19 protein-coding genes are annotated in these 15,681 nt (G+C 65.5%); 8 read left to right on the top strand and 11 right to left on the bottom strand.

The window, feature by feature from the left end; translation table 11 throughout:
• Positions 1-61 precede the first annotated feature (61 nt).
• Positions 62-1,021 (top strand): AraC family transcriptional regulator, encoded by a 960-nt coding sequence (locus ACIBJI_RS19410; protein ID WP_364355175.1) that lies wholly within the window; start codon positions 62-64, stop codon positions 1,019-1,021.
• Between the two features lie 26 nt (positions 1,022-1,047).
• Positions 1,048-1,440: a thioesterase family protein gene (locus ACIBJI_RS19405; protein WP_364355345.1), complete on the top strand. Its 393-nt coding sequence runs from the start codon at positions 1,048-1,050 to the stop codon at positions 1,438-1,440.
• A gap of 147 nt (positions 1,441-1,587) precedes the next feature.
• Here the strand turns inward: ACIBJI_RS19405 and ACIBJI_RS19400 are convergent, their stop codons facing one another.
• From ACIBJI_RS19400 to ACIBJI_RS19385, 4 genes are all read right to left on the bottom strand, one after another.
• The gene (locus ACIBJI_RS19400) at positions 1,588-1,761 is read right to left on the bottom strand and encodes a DUF397 domain-containing protein (RefSeq protein WP_396957554.1); all 174 of its coding nucleotides are present in this window, start codon (positions 1,759-1,761) and stop codon (positions 1,588-1,590) included.
• Between the two features lie 92 nt (positions 1,762-1,853).
• Entirely contained in the window at positions 1,854-3,284 is a 1,431-nt protein-coding gene (locus tag ACIBJI_RS19395) for an NAD(P)(+) transhydrogenase (Re/Si-specific) subunit beta (protein ID WP_364355178.1), read from the bottom strand.
• Positions 3,284-3,622, bottom strand: a complete 339-nt coding sequence (locus tag ACIBJI_RS19390; protein ID WP_364355181.1) for an NAD(P) transhydrogenase subunit alpha — start codon at positions 3,620-3,622, stop codon at positions 3,284-3,286. The genes ACIBJI_RS19395 and ACIBJI_RS19390 overlap by 1 nt, the downstream gene beginning before the upstream one ends.
• Complete coding sequence (locus ACIBJI_RS19385) at positions 3,622-4,773, bottom strand: Re/Si-specific NAD(P)(+) transhydrogenase subunit alpha (RefSeq protein WP_364355184.1); 1,152 nt, start codon at positions 4,771-4,773, stop codon at positions 3,622-3,624. Before ACIBJI_RS19385 ends, ACIBJI_RS19390 begins: the two co-directional genes overlap by 1 nt.
• A 316-nt stretch (positions 4,774-5,089) precedes the next feature.
• Between ACIBJI_RS19385 and ACIBJI_RS19380 the strand changes: the two genes are divergently transcribed.
• Genes ACIBJI_RS19380 through ACIBJI_RS19370 form a run of 3 tightly spaced genes read left to right on the top strand, consistent with a single transcriptional unit; the run spans position 5,090 to position 7,029 of the window.
• Positions 5,090-5,548, top strand: a complete 459-nt coding sequence (locus tag ACIBJI_RS19380) for an HIT family protein (protein ID WP_396957553.1) — start codon at positions 5,090-5,092, stop codon at positions 5,546-5,548.
• Positions 5,545-6,384: a maleylpyruvate isomerase family mycothiol-dependent enzyme gene (locus ACIBJI_RS19375; protein WP_364355190.1), complete on the top strand. Its 840-nt coding sequence runs from the start codon at positions 5,545-5,547 to the stop codon at positions 6,382-6,384. Before ACIBJI_RS19380 ends, ACIBJI_RS19375 begins: the two co-directional genes overlap by 4 nt.
• 6 nt (positions 6,385-6,390) lie before the next feature.
• A complete protein-coding gene (locus tag ACIBJI_RS19370) occupies positions 6,391-7,029 on the top strand; it encodes a Type 1 glutamine amidotransferase-like domain-containing protein (protein WP_364355193.1) in 639 nt (212 codons plus the stop codon).
• Here the strand turns inward: ACIBJI_RS19370 and ACIBJI_RS19365 are convergent.
• Positions 6,928-7,485, bottom strand: a complete 558-nt coding sequence (locus ACIBJI_RS19365) for a GtrA family protein (RefSeq protein ID WP_364355196.1) — start codon at positions 7,483-7,485, stop codon at positions 6,928-6,930. The two genes, ACIBJI_RS19370 and ACIBJI_RS19365, sit on opposite strands and share 102 nt — an antisense overlap.
• A 74-nt stretch (positions 7,486-7,559) precedes the next feature.
• Positions 7,560-7,871, bottom strand: coding sequence for a hypothetical protein (locus tag ACIBJI_RS19360; protein ID WP_396957552.1), 312 nt, complete (start codon positions 7,869-7,871; stop codon positions 7,560-7,562).
• A gap of 219 nt (positions 7,872-8,090) precedes the next feature.
• Between ACIBJI_RS19360 and ACIBJI_RS19355 the strand changes: the two genes are divergently transcribed.
• Both ACIBJI_RS19355 and ACIBJI_RS19350 read left to right on the top strand, forming a co-directional pair.
• Positions 8,091-9,449, top strand: coding sequence for an FAD-linked oxidase C-terminal domain-containing protein (locus tag ACIBJI_RS19355; RefSeq protein ID WP_364355202.1), 1,359 nt, complete (start codon positions 8,091-8,093; stop codon positions 9,447-9,449).
• A gap of 38 nt (positions 9,450-9,487) precedes the next feature.
• Positions 9,488-9,814 (top strand): GNAT family N-acetyltransferase, encoded by a 327-nt coding sequence (locus ACIBJI_RS19350; protein WP_364355206.1) that lies wholly within the window; start codon positions 9,488-9,490, stop codon positions 9,812-9,814.
• Between the two features lie 148 nt (positions 9,815-9,962).
• Here the strand turns inward: ACIBJI_RS19350 and ACIBJI_RS19345 are convergent, their stop codons facing one another.
• From ACIBJI_RS19345 to ACIBJI_RS19330, 4 genes are all read right to left on the bottom strand, one after another.
• The gene (locus ACIBJI_RS19345) at positions 9,963-11,123 is read right to left on the bottom strand and encodes an acyl-CoA dehydrogenase (protein ID WP_364355209.1); all 1,161 of its coding nucleotides are present in this window, start codon (positions 11,121-11,123) and stop codon (positions 9,963-9,965) included.
• A gap of 160 nt (positions 11,124-11,283) precedes the next feature.
• Entirely contained in the window at positions 11,284-11,964 is a 681-nt protein-coding gene (locus tag ACIBJI_RS19340) for a TetR family transcriptional regulator (protein ID WP_364355212.1), read from the bottom strand.
• An 87-nt stretch (positions 11,965-12,051) separates the two neighbouring features.
• Positions 12,052-12,561, bottom strand: coding sequence for a 5-(carboxyamino)imidazole ribonucleotide mutase (gene purE / locus ACIBJI_RS19335; RefSeq protein ID WP_364355351.1), 510 nt, complete (start codon positions 12,559-12,561; stop codon positions 12,052-12,054).
• On the bottom strand, positions 12,545-13,720 hold the full coding sequence (locus ACIBJI_RS19330) for a 5-(carboxyamino)imidazole ribonucleotide synthase (RefSeq protein ID WP_364355353.1): 1,176 nt from the start codon (positions 13,718-13,720) through the stop codon (positions 12,545-12,547). Before ACIBJI_RS19330 ends, purE begins: the two co-directional genes overlap by 17 nt.
• A 90-nt stretch (positions 13,721-13,810) precedes the next feature.
• Between ACIBJI_RS19330 and ACIBJI_RS19325 the strand changes: the two genes are divergently transcribed.
• On the top strand, positions 13,811-14,353 hold the full coding sequence (locus tag ACIBJI_RS19325; RefSeq protein WP_364355215.1) for a GtrA family protein: 543 nt from the start codon (positions 13,811-13,813) through the stop codon (positions 14,351-14,353).
• Here the strand turns inward: ACIBJI_RS19325 and ACIBJI_RS19320 are convergent.
• A complete protein-coding gene (locus ACIBJI_RS19320; protein WP_364355218.1) occupies positions 14,350-15,663 on the bottom strand; it encodes a HAMP domain-containing sensor histidine kinase in 1,314 nt (437 codons plus the stop codon). The genes ACIBJI_RS19325 and ACIBJI_RS19320 overlap by 4 nt on opposite strands.
• Positions 15,664-15,681: the final 18 nt, after the last annotated feature.

Genomic DNA, 15,681 nt, shown 5'->3' with positions numbered 1-15,681 from the left:
GGCCCACGACGAAACATAGTTCAGCGACTCGCGATCATGCGTCAGCGTCTACTGTTGTGAGGTGGATGCGCTCGCCAGTCTGCTCGAAGGTCCACGCGCCCGAGGTGCGTTCGTCATGTGCTCACTGCTCGATCCGCCGTGGTCGCTGCGCATTCAGGACCGGGCGCCGTTGACGGTGGTATCGATGATCCGCGGCGCGGCCTGGATCATGACCGATGCGGCGGGCAGTAAGCCGCGGCAAGTGAACGCGGGCGATATCGCGATCTTCCGCGGACCCGATCCGTATACGATCGCCGACGATCCGGCCACCGCACCGCAGATCTTCATCGATCCGGGCAATGTCACCAAGACTGCCGACGGTGAAATCCTTTGCGAGACATTGAGTCTCGGCGTGCGTCAGTGGGGAACCGATGCGAACGGCGCCACTCTGATGGTGACCGGTACCTACGAGTCAGCGGGCGCGGCGAGTCAGCGGCTGTTGCGTGCCCTGCCGCCGGTGATCGTGTTGCAGCGCGGCGATTTCGACACCCGACTGCTCGACATCCTGGTCGACGAGGCTACCAAGGACGAGCCCGCCCAGGGTGTGGTCCTGGACCGGCTGCTCGATATGGTGCTGATCGCTGCCCTGCGCGCCTGGTTCGCCCGCAATGACGCGCCCGCCTGGTACCACGCCTACAGCGATCCGCTGGTCGGCAAGGCGCTGCGGCTGTTGCAGCACAATCCGGCGCACGGCTGGACGGTCGCCAGTCTGGCGGAGGCGGTCGGGGTTTCGCGGGCCGCGCTGGCCCGCCGGTTCACCGATCTGGTCGGTGAGCCGCCGATGGCGTTCCTCACCGAATGGCGTCTCGCGCTGGCCGCCGATCTGCTGCAGGAATCCGATGCCACCATCGAATCCATTGCCCGCCAGGTCGGCTATGGCAGCGCGTTCGCACTGAGCACGGCGTTCAAACGCCACTTCGGTGTGAGTCCGCGCGACCACCGGCAGGGCAGCGCCCCGGCTGAGCTATCGTCGGCCGGGTGACGCAGCAGTATCCAGTCCTCTGGCCGATGCCGACCCGGTGGGCCGATAACGACCACTACGGCCACGTGAACAACGTGACGTACTACTCGTACTTCGACACCGCGGTCAATGCCTGGCTCATGCACGCCACCGGCACGGATATCCGCGACCTGCCCGCCCTCGGCGTGGTCGCCCAAACCTCCTGCCAGTACCACGGCTCCCTGAGCTTCCCCGACCAACTCCAGGTAGGCCTGCGCATCTCCCGCCTCGGCCGCTCCAGCATCACCTACGACCTGGCCATCTTCCGCGAATCCGGCGACGCCCTGGAACTGGCCGCCACCGGCACCTTCGTCCACGTGTACGTGGACAATGAAACCCGCAAACCGGTAGAGATCCCGGAAGTAATCCGCACCGCTGCCAGTGCTTTGGTCACTGACTGAACGCGACGGATGTTCTCAACGCAGAAGATATTGTGGGACAACTGTTTCCACTGCAAATCAGCTCGAATAGGGAAGCCCGCCTACGCTTCGCAGCTAGACGGGCTTTCCTGGTGGGGCGTAGCAGCTCGAGCACACCCCCTAACTGGTCTACGAGCGATCGAACTCGCCATCGTTCACACCAGCGGTAAAGGCTGCCCACTCGCCTGGCGTAAACACCAGCGCCAGCCCCTGGGCGTCCTTGGAGTCACGAACACCGACGATAGCTGCCCGCGCAAGAATCCACTCGGAACGGGAACCGTCGAACATCAAGGGCGCGAGCACGAACGCTCAGAATGCGAACTACAAGGCCGACACTCGAGCCAGGAGACACAAAAAGCCCTCGGCAGGTGCCGAGGGCTTTCGTGCTTACGTACTTACAGTGCCTTGAGTTCTTCGGTGACCGCACCGACCGACTTCTTGGCATCGCCGAAGAGCATGCTGGTGTGGTCGGCGTAGAACAGCGGGTTATCGATTCCGGCGAAACCACTGTTCATGGATCGCTTGAGCACGATCACGCTCTTGGCCTGGTCCACGTTCAAGACGGGCATGCCGTAGATCGGGGACGAGGAGTCCTCGCGGGCGGCGGGGTTGGTGACGTCGTTGGCGCCGATCACCAAAGCCACATCGGTGCGGGAGAATTCACCGTTGATGTCGTCCATTTCCTTGAGTGCGTCATAGGAGACTTCGGCTTCGGCCAACAGCACGTTCATGTGGCCGGGCATGCGACCGGCGACGGGGTGGATGGCGTATTTGACCTCGACACCCTTGGCTTCCAGCAAGGAGGCCATTTCCTTGACCGCGTGCTGGGCCTGGGCCACGGCCATACCGTAGCCGGGGACCACGATGACCTGGTTGGCGTACGCCATCTGGATCGCGGCATCCGCGGCCGAGGTGGCCTTGGCCTGCTTCTGCTCACCACCCGAGGCACCGGGAGCGGTTCCGCCGCCACCGAAGCCACCGGCGACGATGGCGGGGATGGAGCGGTTCATGGCCTTGGCCATCAGGTTGGTCAGGATGGTTCCGGACGCGCCGACGATCATGCCCGCCACGATCATCGCGGTGTTGTTCAGCGCCAAACCCGCCGCGGCGGCCGAGAGACCGGTGAGCGCGTTCAACAACGAGATGACGACCGGCATATCCGCGCCGCCGATGGGCAGCACCACCGCCAGCCCGAGGACACCGGCGAGCACGAGCACCGCGATCATCCAGTACTGCGGCACACCATCATTCGTTGCGCCGATACCGATCACCACGGCGGCGGCGATCGCACCCAACAGCAGCAACAGATTCAACGGCTGCTGCAACTTCCCCAGACCGATCGGACGTCCGGGCAGGATTTCCTGCAGTTTGCCGAACGCGATCAGCGATCCCCAGAACGACACCGAACCGATGATCGCCGCGAACAGCGAGCCGATCACGATGTGCACGGTGGGTTCTTCGTCGAAATGCGAAAAACCCTGGGAATTGATGAATTCCGACCACGCGATCAACGCCACCGTGCCACCACCGACACCATTGAACGCGGCCACCAACTGCGGCATCGCGGTCATCTTCGTGAACTTGGCAGGCGGCACACCCAGCGCCACACCGACCACGAGCCCGGCGACGATCAGGATCCAGTTCGAGGTGTGGCGAATCGAAATCATTGTCGCCACAACGGCGATCACCATGCCCGCCGCGGCGATCAGGTTGCCGCGCACCGCGGTCTTCGGGCCGGTCAACCCCATCAGACCGTAGATGAACATGCCGAAGGCGATGATGTAGAGCCCGTTGACCAGATAGGTCACATTGTCGAAGGTATGCATCACGCTGCTCCCTCTGAACGCTCCGCTGCGGCAGCCTTCACCGCTGCGGGCTTCTTACCCTTGAACATCCCCAGCATCCGGTCGGTGACCACGAAACCACCGATCACGTTCAAGGTTCCGAACACGACCGCGACGAAAAGAATGATCTGGGTCAGGATCGAGGGATCCTGAACGTTGCCGAGGGTTACCAGCGCACCCAGCACGACGATGCCGTGAATGGCGTTGGTACCCGACATGAGTGGCGTGTGCAGGGTATTGGGGACCTTGGAGATGACGGCGAACCCGACGAACCCCGACAGCACCAGGATGGCGATATTGGCTAGTAGTTCGGTGTACATCAGGCATCCACGCTTCCGCTTGTCGGTTCGCTCGGCAAGCCTCGCTCACGAGTAACACAGGAATCGGCGAGCACCTGATCACCGAAATCGGGCGACAGTTTTCCGTCGACCAACATCAGCTCCAACAGTGCCGCAATGTTCTTCGAGTACAACTCCGAGGCATGCTCGGGCATCGTCGCGGGCAGGTTCAACGGCGAGCAGATGGTCACCTCGTGCTTGACCACCGTCTCACCGGGTTCGGTCAGCTCGCAGTTACCGCCGGTCTCGCCGGCCAGATCCACGATCACACTGCCGGGCTTCATACCCTCCACCGCCGCGGCGGTCACCAACCGCGGCGCGGGACGACCCGGCACCAACGCGGTGGTGATCACCACGTCGAAGCCCTTGATCGCATCCTCCAACGCCTGCTGCTGCTTGGCCTTCTCCTCATCGGTGAGTTCGCGGGCGTAACCACCCTCACCAGCGGCATCAATACCGAGATCGAGCCACTGCGCACCCACCGAACGCACCTGGTCGGCGACCTCGGGACGCACGTCGTAGCCGGTGGTCCGTCCACCCAGACGCTTCGCCGTCGCCAAAGCCTGCAGACCCGCGACACCCACACCGAGCACCAGCACGGTCGCGGGCTTCACCGTGCCCGCGGCGGTGGTCAGCATCGGGAAGAACCGCGTCGACTCCGACGCGGCCAGCAGTACGGCCTTGTACCCCGAAACATTGGCCTGCGACGACAAGGCGTCCATCACCTGAGCTCGCGAAATACGCGGAATCGCCTCCACGGCGAAGGCCTGTACCCCGGCCGCCTTCAGCGCCGGAATCTGGTTCTCGGCATTGCGCGGGGCGAGAAAGCCGATCAGGGTCTGCCCGCTGGCCAGCTTGGCCACCTCGGCGTCACTGGGCGGCGCGACCTTCACGACCACATCGGCCGACCACGGATCACCGATGGTCGCGCCCGCGTCCACATATGCCGCGTCCGGAATGAGCGCGCCGAGCCCGGCGCCCGCTTCTACCACCACCTCGACGCCCTGCTTCAGCAGGCTCGGGATGATCTTGGGCACGAGTGCGACGCGTCGCTCGCCCGCGTTCGATTCGCGAACGACTCCGACACGCGCTCCGCGCGGCGACTGGTCGCCTACGCTCTGCGTTGTCTCCACTTGTCAGACTTCCTTCTCTGGCTCAGCTTCAAGCAACCGGTCACGGCAGGACGATGTTACTTGGGAGTAAGTTCGTCCAAATTCTCGCAACTGTACCCGGCTCGCTGATCTTTTCGAGCGACCTGGCAAGCAATCGCTAGCGGCGAGCGTAGCTGAGATGGCAGTCACAAGTTGCGGCCGGATTCCGCCGTTATGTCGGATTCGCGACCAACACCAAGGTTCGAATCCTGGTCGGTGCGGCGCAATACCTTCCCATAGTGACGTGCGTCATGCCCGACTATGTTCCCGGTGAGTGGTAAGCCGTAGGGTCGGCGGTGTGAACGACTGTGTCTTCTGCCGCATCGCGGCGGGACAGGCCCCGGCGACCAAGGTCTACGAGGACGACACGCTGTGCGCGTTCCTGGACATTCGCCCGATCGCGCGCGGCCACACCTTGGTCATCCCGAAGCGACACGCATCCGAGTTGACGGATCTGGACGCCGACATGGGCGCGCACCTCTTCCGCGCCGGACACCGGCTGGCGCTGGCGATCAGGCGCAGCGAATTGGCCGCGGACGGTGCGAATCTCGTCCTCAATGACGGCACCGCGGCCTTCCAGACCGTCCCACACGTCCACCTGCACGTGGTACCGCGTCGGCACGGCGACAAACTGAGTTTCGCCGCCGGACTGCTGCTGCGGCGCCCGCACGATCCCGAGTCCACCGCGGCCGCCATCCGCGCCGGAATATCGGCATTGGCACACGACGACAAGACCAGCGCCGAGGAGCAAGAATGACCGACCCGACCCAGGACCGGACGCAGCTGACCGGCCTGCTGTCCGAGCAATGGGAGACGATCGCGACCCTGGTCGCCGATCTCGACGAAGAGCGTTGGCGCACACCGTCTCCGCTGCCGGGCTGGTCGCTGTTCGATGTGGTGGCGCACCTCGTCGGGACCGAATCCTGGCTGCTCGGCGAACGCCCGCCCGCGCACGATCCGATCCGACCCAAAACCGATGTGACCACACTGCCGCATGTGCGCAACGAATCCGGTGTGCTCAACGAGATCTGGGTCGACCGGCTGCGGCCACTGTCGGGTAAGCGACTGCTCGAGCTGTACCGCGACGTCACCGACCGCAGGCGCGAGGCGCTCGCGTCTTTCGGTGATACGGAATGGCAGGCCGAAACCGTTTCGCCGATCGGCAAGGTCAGCTACGGACGGTTCATGCGGGTGCGGCTGTTCGACTGCTGGATGCACGAACTCGATATCGCCGATGGGCTCGGCATTTCCGTCGACGAGGGCGGGCCGCGCGCCGAGCGGGCCTTCGGCGAACTCACCGCCACCATCGGGCGGGCGGTGGCGAAGGGTGCGCAGGCGCCGGACGGATCACGCATCACCTTCGAGCTGACCGGCCCGTTGCCACAGACGCTGCACGTCGCGGTGGACGGCCGCGCCAATATCGTCGAGGAACTGGACGCGCCCGCCACCGTGGTGGTTCGAATGGGTTCCGGCCTGTTCGCCCGGCTGCGCGGCGGCCGCACCACCGCGGATGCGCATGAAGGCGAATTCACCATCTCCGGCGATGCGGAACTCGGCAACCGACTGGTGCACAGCCTGGCCTTCACCATCTGAGCAGCGGTGCGACTTTTCCTGTCCAGCTACCGATTCGGCGCACACTACGACCGGCTCGCCGCGCTCGTCGGCGAGCCGGGCCGAGTCGCGGTGATTCCCAATGCATGTGACGCCTGGCCCGCGGCCTGGGCTGGTGCGGTCACCAGTGACGTGACCCCGCTGCGCAAGCTCGGCTACTCCCCCGACGTGCTAGATCTGCGCGAATTCGTCGGTCGCGCAACCGAATTGGAAGCCACCCTGGCCGAATATCCGCTGGTGTGGGTGCGCGGCGGCAATACCTTCGTCCTGCGCGCCCAATTCGCCCGCAGCGGAGCCGATTTCGTACTGCCGAAGTTACTGGCCGCCGACGCCCTGGTGTACGCCGGGTACAGCGCGGGGGCCTGTCTGCTGACTCCGGATCTGCGCGGTCTGGAATCCACCGATGACCCAGCCGAGGTCGAACCGGCATGCGGCATCGAACCGCTTTGGGACGGACTGGGTTTGGTCGACCACCGCATCGTGCCGCATCTGGATTCCGCGACCGATCCGGATGGTGAGTCCGCGCTACTCGCCGCTCGGTACCGGGCCGAGGGCCTCGCGCACTGGGCGCTCACCGACGACGATGTCGTCGTGGTCGACGGCGACGATATCGAGATCCTGCGCTAGGCCGCGGAACACGATCCAGCGCATCGCGCTGTACATGTAGACCGCTTCGCATGCCCCCGCCAGCAGCCGCGACAGGTGGTATTCCGAACCCAGTGCGGTCAGTCCGCTACCGACGCCGAGTATGAAGGCGAGGTAGTTGATCACGACAACCACCACATACAGCACGGCCTGCCTGCCGACCGGTGCATGCGAGTGGAAGTTGAAGGTGCGATTCAGCACGAAGCTGAGCCCGAACGCGCAGATATAGGCGACGGTGACCGACAGCCAAACGGGCAGCCCCAGCCCGCCGTGCAGCACCGTGAGCAGTGCCAAATCGACACCGAAGGTGCAGCCGTTGATCAGCGCGAAGCCGAGAAACGTCGGGGCGACAAGGCGATTCAGCCCCAACGGCAACCTCGCGACGACGGCCTCGCACCAGCGGGAGAAGCCCGCCACCAGGGACTCGGTGCTCGTCACGCCGCCAGCATGCCAGCGGCAGGTGTCCACCAGGTGATCGTTCCGGAAACAAGATCGGCTGGAACCCGACTCGATCAGCCGATCCGGGTGAGCGTTGAACGGCGGTCCAGGACCGACCAGGCGACGAGGCAGCGGTGGCGGGTGACGTCGTCGACATCGTCGAGGAGAGCGTCGAGCAGGAGGCGGGGGTTACGGTGCCACTGATCGGACACGGTGGTGATGGCTGTTTTGCCGAACATGCCCGAACGATCCAGCGCCGTGATCCATTCGGCGATATCCCCCGCGTGGATGCGGCGCAAAGAATCCGGATCGATGCCCCCGTCGACGACTTCGTAGGAGAACACGGCAGCGACCAAATCACGGTAATCCGGCGACTCGACCTGCATGAAACCTCCTCGGCACGCCTGCGCACCTACTGGAATCGGACAGCGCCCCGAATGGGCGCCTCGCCCGGAATTCTTATCGGCCGACGGGCCCGGCACCACTGGACCGGCCCACATCCCGCCGGGCTCGGTGTTGTAGCAAACCTCCAGGGAGAACCGGACGCGCGGCTGTTACAGTCGGGCACGCACCGTGGGCCGCACCCGCCGTATAGCGTGAGCTGTGTGGACCTGCATGACCTGATCTCCCGCCTGCCCGATGGTGCGGTACTCACCGATTCCGACCTGTTGGCGGGTTATCGGCAGGACTGGGCGCGCGATCCGAACGCCGGCACACCTCTGGCCGTCGTCCGCGCTACCGGCACCGATGATGTCGCGGCGACGTTGCGGTGGGCGCACGAACACAAGGTCGCGGTGGTGCCGCGCGGGGCCGGATCCGGACTGTCCGGCGGGTCGACTGCCGTCGACGGCGGCATCGTGCTCAGCACCGAACGCATGCGCGCGATCACCGTCGACCCGGTCACCCGCACCGCAGTGGTTCAGCCCGGCTTGCTCAATGCGGAGGTCAAACGCGCGGTCGCCGAGCACGGCCTGTGGTACCCGCCGGACCCGTCCTCCTTCGAAATATGCTCGATCGGCGGCAACGCGGCCACCAACGCAGGCGGGCTGTGCTGCGTGAAATATGGCGTGACCACCGATTATGTACTCGGCATGGAGGTCGTACTCGCCGACGGTACGGTAGTGCGGCTCGGCGGGCCACGGTTGAAGGACTCGGCGGGCCTGTCGCTGACCAAGATGTTCGTCGGCAGCGAGGGCACGCTCGGGGTGATCACCGAACTCACCCTGCGGCTGCTGCCCGCCCAACCGCCGCAATCCACCGTGGTCGCGACCTTCGCGACGCTGACCGCCACCACCGAGGCCATCCTCGGCATCACCGGCACCCTGCGGCCCGCCATGCTCGAGTTCATGGATGCCGTCGCGATCAATGCGGTAGAGGACGAGATGCGGATGGGTCTGGATCGCGAGGCCGCCGCGCTGCTGGTCGCCCGTTCGGACGCGCCTGGCGAATTCGCCAGGCACGAAGCCGAAGTCATGGTCGGCATCTGCGAAAAAGCCGGTGCCATCGAGGTTTTCCACACCGAGGATCCCGAGGAAGGCGAAGCCTTTACTGCCGCACGGCGTTTCGCCATTCCGGCGGTGGAGAAGATCGGACCGCTGCTGCTCGAGGATGTCGGTGTTCCGCTGCCGCGGCTCGCGGATCTGGTCAACGGTATCGCCGCCATCGGGGCGCGCAATGACGTGCTGGTCTCGGTGATCGCGCACGCCGGGGACGGCAATACCCACCCGCTCATCGTGCACGATCCGACCGATGCGGCGATGACCGAACGCGCGCACCGCGCCTTCGGCGAGATCATGGACCTGGCCATCGAGCTCGGCGGCACCATTACCGGCGAACACGGGGTGGGCCGGTTGAAGAAGGCGTGGCTGCCCGATCAACTCGGCCCGGATGTGATGACGCTCACTCGCCGGATCAAGGATGCGCTCGACCCGCATGGCATTCTCAACCCAGGCGCGATTCTGTAGACGGAACATTCCCAGCCGCTGAGGAGTTTGACCCGATCATGACCACCAGGCTCGAGCACAATGTCGCCGATACCCGATTCGAGATCTATCTCGACGACACCCTCGCCGGGTACGCCGACTACGCCGAACGCGAAGATGCTGATCTCACTCGCCCCGTCGGCTCCGCCGACAACCATCCCCCTAAAGTTCGCGACTTCCACCACACCATGACTTTCCCGGAGTTCCGCGGCCGCGGCGTGGCCGCCCAGGTGGTCGAGTACGCGCTGCAGGATTCGCGCGCCCAGGGCTTCGCCGTCATCCCGACCTGCTGGTACGTCGAGCAGTACATCGCGGAGCACCGCGAATACGCCGATCTGGTCGCTTAACGCAGGTAGTCCGCGAGGATCGGGACCGGTCACCGCCAGGCGTCCGGGCTGGTGAGTTTGTTGTGTGTAGGGTTATCCGGGGGCACAGAAAGACCGGGTGTTCCCACCGCTCGGCGCAGCGGCCTGAACACCCGGTCGGTATGCGTTGTCAGCCCCGCAGCAGTGCGCGCGACATGACGACGCGCTGGATCTGGTTGGTGCCCTCGTAGATCTGAGTGATCTTGGCGTCACGCATCATTCGCTCCACCGGGAAGTCGGTGGTGTAGCCCGCGCCGCCGAAGAGCTGCACGGCGTTGGTGGTGACCTCCATGGCCACATCGGAGGCGAAGCACTTGGCGGCAGCGGAGATGAAGCCGAGATTCTTCTCGCCGCGCTCGGCGCGGGCGGCGGAGGTGTAGACCATGAGGCGGGCGGCCTCGATCTTCATCGCCATATCGGCGAGCATGAACTGGGTGTTCTGGAAGTCGGCGATCGCGGTGCGGAACTGCTTGCGGTCCTTGGTGTAAGCGATCGCAGCGTCCAGGGCGCCCTGCGCGATGCCGACGGCCTGCGCGCCGATGGTCGGGCGGGTGTGGTCGAGGGTCTGCAGCGCGGTCTTGAAGCCGCTGCCCGGCTCGCCGACGATGCGGTCACCCGGCACCCGGCAGTTCTCGAAATACAGTTCGGCGGTCGGCGACCCCTTGATGCCGAGCTTGTGCTCGAGCGGGCCGACCACGAAGCCCTCGTCATCCTTGTGCACCAGGAATGCGGAGATGCCGTTGGCGCCCTTCTCCGCATCGGTCACCGCCATGACGGTGTACCAGGAAGACTTGCCGCCGTTGGTGATCCAGCACTTGGAGCCGTTGATGACCCAGTCGTCGCCGTCCTGTTTGGCGCGGGTGCGCATGCTGGCGGCGTCGGAGCCCGCCTCACGCTCGGACAGCGCGTAGGAGGCCATCTCGCCGTTGACGATATCCGACAGCACCTTCTGCTTGAGCTCCTCGGAGCCGTTGAGGATCAGGCCCATGGTGCCGAGCTTGTTGACCGCGGGAATCAGCGAGGACGAACCGCACACGCGAGCGACCTCTTCGATCACGATGCAGGTGGCGACCGAATCCGCGCCCTGGCCGCCGTAGGCCTCGGGCACGTGCACCGCGTTGAAGCCCGCGGCGTTCAGCGCGGTGAGCGCCTCTTCCGGGAAGCGGGCGTTGCCGTCGACGTCCTTGGCATACGGAGCGATTTCCTTCTCCGCCAGTCCGCGGATGGCCGCACGCAGTTCGTCGTGGAAGTCCTCGAGCTGGAACAGATTGAAATCGGGGTTCCCTGCCATGGGACACACTCCTGGGTTTGTCGGTCGTGATTTTGCTGGATGGGAGCTCCAGCGATCGGCACTCAGTGCCACACTCCGTTTGAGTATACGCCCGAGGATGTACGCCAAGTGCGGTTAAAGTGTGGCACTGAGTGTCAGATACTGCATACAATGACTTCCGTCACAGACTACCGAGCTGCCGGGTCACCAAATCGGCGACCTGCCTCGGCGGCATATCCCTCGGGAACACCGCGACCACCATTTCCGCCGCACCCGACCCGCGCCCGCGCGGAATCGCCGCCAACTCCTCGCGCAGATCCGCCGCGCCCGCATCCGATTCGCCGCGCACCATGCGGCGCAACAGGTAGTTGTGGGTGGCCGTCACCGCGGCGGTGAACTGCACCCGCGCCAGATCCGGCACCTCCGGCAGCCGCTCACGCAGATAGTCGGTGAACAACCGCTCATACCGGAATACGGTCACGATCTCGCGCTCCCGCAGTGCGGGCACCTTCCGAACCACCCGATACCGCCGCTCGGCGATCTCGCGCCACTGGGTGAACCGCTCGAACACCTGCACCACCGCGGCGCACACCGCCTCCCACGGATCCCCCTGCGCCGCCGCCAAGGACTGCGCCGCCCGCGCCAACTGCGACTCGTGATCGGCGAAGATCACATCCTCCTTCGACCGGAACTGCCGAAAGAACGTGCGCCGCGAAATCCCCGCCGCCTCCGCGATCTCATCCACGGTCGTCGCCTCATACCCCTGCTCGGTGAACAACCGCAGCGCCTGATCCACGACGGTCAGCCGAAATCTGGCCGCATCATCCCCACTACGCCCCCGAACGGTTTCCTCAATCGCCACCGCATCACCGTACTGAGCCGCGCCGATACGGGATCCGCATGGCGGCAATTTGATCCTCGCCGCGCGCGGCGTGGCCGAGTCGGTTGGTCAGCCGAGGAGTTTGCTGCGCAGCGCGTCGTCCTTCTCCAGCACCATGGCTTCCAGACCAGCCTGGAACTGCTCCATCCTGGCGCGCAGGACCGGATCGGCGGTGGCGAGGATGCGGGCGGCGAGCAGGCCGGCATTGCGGGCGCCGCCGATGGAGACGGTGGCCACCGGGACGCCGGCGGGCATCTGCACGATGGACAGCAGCGAGTCCATGCCGTCGAGATATTTGAGCGGAACGGGGACGCCGATGACCGGGAGCGAGGTAGCGGAGGCGACCATGCCGGGCAGGTGGGCGGCACCGCCCGCCCCCGCGATGATGATCTTCAGACCGCGCCCCGCGGCCTCGCGGGCGTAGTCGAGCATGCGCTGGGGCGTGCGGTGCGCCGAGACGACGCCGACCTCGAAGCGAATATCGAACTCCGCCAAGGCGATTGCGGCGGCCTCCATAGTCGGCCAGTCGGAGTCGCTACCCATGATCAGGCCAACTTGCGCATTACTCACCGTGGGGATCCCATCCGTCGGTCCAAATCGCGTGCGACATCCAGTACGCCGCGCGCTCGGCCTGCTCGCGCACCACAGCGACATCGTCGCCGAGCACATTGATATGCCCGATCTTGCGATCCGGGCGTTCACCCTTGCCGTACAGGTGTACCTTCGCCTGCGGCAATCTGGCGAAGAGGTGGTGCAGCCGCTCGTCCATCGACATGGTCGGCGCCTCGGCCGCGCCGAGAATATTCGCCATCACCGTAACCGGCGCCAGCGGACTGGTGTCACCGAGCGGATAGTCGAGCACCGCGCGCAAATGCTGTTCGAACTGACCGGTGCACGCGCCGTCCATGCCCCAGTGACCGGAGTTGTGCGGCCGCATGGCCAGTTCGTTGATCAGGATGGCGCCGTCGTTGGTTTCGAAGAGTTCGACGGCCATCACACCGACCACACCGAGTTCCTTGGCGAGGTTCAGCGCGAGCGTCTCGGCCTGCGCGCCCAATTCGTCATTCAAGTCCGGTGCGGGCGCGATCACCACGGCGCACTGACCGTTGCGCTGGACCGTCTCCACCACCGGCCAGGTCGCGGCCTGACCGAACGGCGAACGCGCCACCATCGCCGACAGTTCGCGCTTCAGATCCACCTTGGCCTCAGCGAGCAGCCGCACACCGTGCGCGAGTTGATCGGCCACGATGGTCTCGGCCTCGGCCGCCGACCCCGGCATCCAGACACCGCGCCCGTCGTAACCGCCGCGCACCGCCTTCAGCACGATCCGCCAGTCGTGTTCGTCACCGAATCGCACCGCATCGGCCACCGAGGTGACGGGCACGAAGGCGGGCACCGGCAACCCGAGCTCGGACAGCTTGGTCCGCATGGCCAACTTGTCCTGCGCGAAGACCAGCGCGTGCGGCGGCGGCTGCACATTCACGCCCTCGGCGACCAGCGCCTCCAGATGTTCGGTCGGCACATGCTCATGGTCGAAGGTGAGCGCGTGCGAGCCGACGGCGGCCTTGCGCAGCGCGGTCAGATCGGTGTGGCTGCCCAGTACGACCTCGGGGCTCACCTGGGCGGCCGGGTCATCCGGATTCTCGGCCAGCACCCGCAGCCGCTGACCGAGCGCGATGGCGGCCTGGTGCGTCATGCGTGCGAGCTGGCCACCACCGATCATGGTGACGGTGGGCATGGCGGCAGGATCGAATGAACGGCGGGTGGTCACGTCGTGCAATCTTGTCATGTCCGGGCGCCATGATCCCTACCGGTACACTCGGGCCTTGTGTCTTTCGTCGACGACGTGGTCAACGTCCTCCCCAAGCCCCTGCGGGAGATCGCATACCGCCACCACGAACTGATCAAATTCGCCATCGTCGGCGCGACCACCTTCATCATCGACTCGGGCATCTTCTATGTGCTCAAGTGGACCGTGCTGGAGACCAAACCGGTCACCGCGAAGATCATCTCCGGCGTCATCGCGGTCATCTGCTCCTACATCCTCAACCGCGAGTGGTCGTTCAAGAACCGCGGCGGGCGTGAGAAGCACCATGAGGCGCTGCTGTTCTTCGGCGTCAGCGGCGTCGGCGTCGTGCTGAGCTTCATCCCGCTGTGGATCTCCAGCTACGTCTTCGACCTACGCCAACCCGATGTGAGCTTCACCGTCGAGAACATCGCGGACTTCTTCAGCGCCTTCATAATCGGCAACCTGCTGCAGATGGCATTCCGCTTCTGGTCGATGCGACGCTGGGTGTTCCCGGACGAAATCAGCGAGCTCGTCGAGGAAATCGAGGAGCTGCTCGAGGAAGAGCAGCTCGGCCGCAGTTAGCGCGGTTCAGGCGCCGGCGCGCCGTTGGGCGTGCGTTGCGACGCACTGGATCCGAGGAACATCGCGAACAGCGCGGGACGGCGGCGCTGCAATTCCAACCGTCCACCATCGGCCTCGATGAGCGCGCGGGCCAAGGCGAGTCCGACGCCGGTGGAGCCGCCTGCGGAGAAGCCGCGGTCGAAGATGTGCGGTGCGAGTTCGTCACGGACGCCATCGCCCTCGTCGGCGACCTCGACTACCACCAAGGGCTCGCGATCGCTGACCGTGCGCACCGTGCGCACCGATACCGTGCAGGTGCCGCCACCGTGCATCAGCGCATTGTCGACCAGCACCGCGAGGGCTTCGCGCAGCCGAGAACCCGTGATCGGGGCGCGCAAGGATTCGTCGCCGATCAACCGCAGGATCCGGCCTGCCTCGGTGAACGGATGCGACCACTCCTCGACGACGCCGCGCAACTCGTCCATTACCGGCACCGGATCGCGATCGGCGGCGTCCTCGTCGCGGGAGGCTCGGACCAGATCGTCGATCGCATCGGTCAGCCGGTCGACCTGCGCCATAGCCTCCTCGGCCTCGTGCACCACGGCCGGATCGGAATGCGCCGATAACTCGTCCAGCCGCAATCGCACCGCGGTCAGGCGGCTGCGCAGCTGATGGGAAACGTCCGCGACCAGCGCATGTTCGCGCTGCAGCCGCCCGGCGATCTCGACGGTCGCCGAATCGAGCACATCGGAAACCCGGTCCAGTTCGGAAATTCCGTGCCGCCGCGGATCCGGCCGGAAGTCACCCATGGCCAGGCGGGCGGCGCGGGCCGCCACGTCACGCAGCGGGTCGGCGACCCGGCGCGCGGTGATCATCGCCACCGATACCGCCGCGCCGAGTGAGGCGAGCACCGCGAAGGCAACCACCGCGACGGCCTGGATCTGGCGCGTATGCATCGGCCCCGAAGGCACCTCCAGGCGCAACGACCCCTCGGTCCCCATCGCCAGCGATTCCACCACCGGATCGTGCACCCGGTCCGCGCCGATATCGAGCCGGGACGCATTGTCCCGCGGGGCCGGATAGATGATGGTCAGCTTGCCGTCCATGGGGATCAACGGCCGCACCGGGCGGGTGTCGAGTTCGCCGAGCACCATGCCGTCGCCGTGTTCCTGGGCGATGATCTCCGCGGCGATGCGCTCGAGCCGGTTCTCCAGATCGTTGCGGGTGATGTCCTCGACCCACAGCCACGCGGTGTAGATCAGCGGGACGCCGAGTACCACCGTGGTGATGGTCAGCACGGTGAGCATCGATCGCAGAATTCTGCGTCTCATATCAGTTGTGCCGCACCA

It is taken from the genome of Nocardia sp. NPDC050408 (assembly GCF_044458905.1).
GTDB lineage: Bacteria > Actinomycetota > Actinomycetes > Mycobacteriales > Mycobacteriaceae > Nocardia.
Note: the sequence above shows the minus strand (reverse complement) of the source record. Positions and strands in the feature narration are given on the sequence as shown.

What these genes read in the sequence shown, in the direction of transcription:
- ACIBJI_RS19405 (WP_364355345.1), top strand. Translation starts at nt 1,048, where the DNA reads ATGCCGACCCGGTGGGCCGATAACGACCACTACGGCCACGTGAACAAC.
- ACIBJI_RS19395 (WP_364355178.1), bottom strand. Translation starts at nt 3,284, where the DNA reads ATGCATACCTTCGACAATGTGACCTATCTGGTCAACGGGCTCTACATC.
- ACIBJI_RS19390 (WP_364355181.1), bottom strand. Translation starts at nt 3,622, where the DNA reads ATGTACACCGAACTACTAGCCAATATCGCCATCCTGGTGCTGTCGGGG.
- ACIBJI_RS19375 (WP_364355190.1), top strand. Translation starts at nt 5,545, where the DNA reads ATGACCGACCCGACCCAGGACCGGACGCAGCTGACCGGCCTGCTGTCC.
- ACIBJI_RS19360 (WP_396957552.1), bottom strand. Translation starts at nt 7,871, where the DNA reads ATGCAGGTCGAGTCGCCGGATTACCGTGATTTGGTCGCTGCCGTGTTC.
- ACIBJI_RS19350 (WP_364355206.1), top strand. Translation starts at nt 9,488, where the DNA reads ATGACCACCAGGCTCGAGCACAATGTCGCCGATACCCGATTCGAGATC.
- ACIBJI_RS19345 (WP_364355209.1), bottom strand. Translation starts at nt 11,123, where the DNA reads ATGGCAGGGAACCCCGATTTCAATCTGTTCCAGCTCGAGGACTTCCAC.
- ACIBJI_RS19330 (WP_364355353.1), bottom strand. Translation starts at nt 13,720, where the DNA reads ATGCCCACCGTCACCATGATCGGTGGTGGCCAGCTCGCACGCATGACG.
- ACIBJI_RS19320 (WP_364355218.1), bottom strand. Translation starts at nt 15,663, where the DNA reads ATGAGACGCAGAATTCTGCGATCGATGCTCACCGTGCTGACCATCACC.